Below are 1,170 nucleotides of genomic sequence, written 5' to 3'. Positions count from 1 at the left end.
GCGCGCACTCCTTACCGTCTCGCCATCCATGTCGAGCGCGACAGCCGCGGACGCCACCGTCGATGTCGAAGGTTCGCGGGGAAGGCGCACGCTCACTTTTGCCAAGCTGCATAGACGGCCGGGCGAGACGCCCGACATCGAGACGGATCTGGCCGCCGACGAGCTTATTACCGCCATCGAAGTGCCGCTCGCACGGTGGGCCAGCCGGTCGCGCTATCTGAAGATACGCGATCGCGAATCCTACGCGTTTGCGCTGGCGTCCGCGGCTGTCGCGCTCGACATGGATGGCGAGACGGTAAGGAGTGCGCGCATTGCGCTCGGCGGACTGGCGACGGTGCCGTGGCGTGCGCGCGAAGCAGAGGACGCGCTACAGGGCAAAGTGCTTGACGAAGCCACGGCGCAGGAGGCAGCAGAGGCTGCTTTCGCCGATGCCAGACCGCGCGAGCATAACGCATTCAAGATACCGCTCGGCAAGCGCACGCTGGTGCGGGCGCTGCTCGAAACCCGGGATATGAAGGGCTGAGCCATGAACCAAGCTGCACCCGCTCCAAGGGAAAACCAGGGCGATCCCGTTGTTCGCATTGACGCCCGGCTAAAAGTTACCGGACAGGCCGGCTATCCCGCCGACATCGTCACGGCCAACGTCGCCCACGGTGCCCTTGCCACCAGCAGCATTGCCCGGGGCAAGGTTTCCGAACTTCACACGAAAGACGCCAGGGCCGTACCCGGTGTGCTGGACATCGTCACCTATGGCGATCTGGACAAGACCGACATGCCGAAATTCGGCAACACCGGCGCAAGTTCGATTGGGCCTTTGCACGACAAGACGGTTTTTCACGATGGTCAGATCATCGCTCTGGTGGTCGCCGAAACCTTCGAGGCGGCGGAGGAGGCAGCGATGTTGATCCGCGCCGACTACGAGGACGAACGGCCCAGCGCCAGCTTTGATTCCAAGGGCGTGAAGATGGAACCGGCTGCCGGCAAAAGCCCGATGTTCAAGGAGGATGCGAAGGCCGGTGACTTCGACGCCGCTTGGGCGGATGCGACGGTGAAGATCGACGAAAAATATTCGACGCCGACCCAACATCATAATCCGATCGAGCTGTTTTCGACCACGGCCATATGGCAGGGCGACCAGTTGACGATCCACGAGCCCAGCCAGAATGTTAC

1 protein-coding gene and 1 pseudogene are annotated in these 1,170 nt (G+C 62.6%); both read left to right on the top strand.

Annotated elements, in window-relative coordinates; all coding sequences use genetic code 11:
* Positions 1–523: pseudogene (locus EN750_RS35365) on the top strand (FAD binding domain-containing protein); the annotation flags it as partial.
* A 3-nt stretch (positions 524–526) separates the two neighbouring features.
* The coding region (locus tag EN750_RS35360; protein ID WP_145968246.1) for a molybdopterin cofactor-binding domain-containing protein at positions 527–1,170 on the top strand (644 nt) is incomplete at its 3' end.

This window comes from Mesorhizobium sp. M7A.F.Ca.ET.027.03.2.1, assembly GCF_003999175.1.
GTDB lineage: Bacteria > Pseudomonadota > Alphaproteobacteria > Rhizobiales > Rhizobiaceae > Mesorhizobium.
Note: the sequence above shows the minus strand (reverse complement) of the source record. Positions and strands in the feature narration are given on the sequence as shown.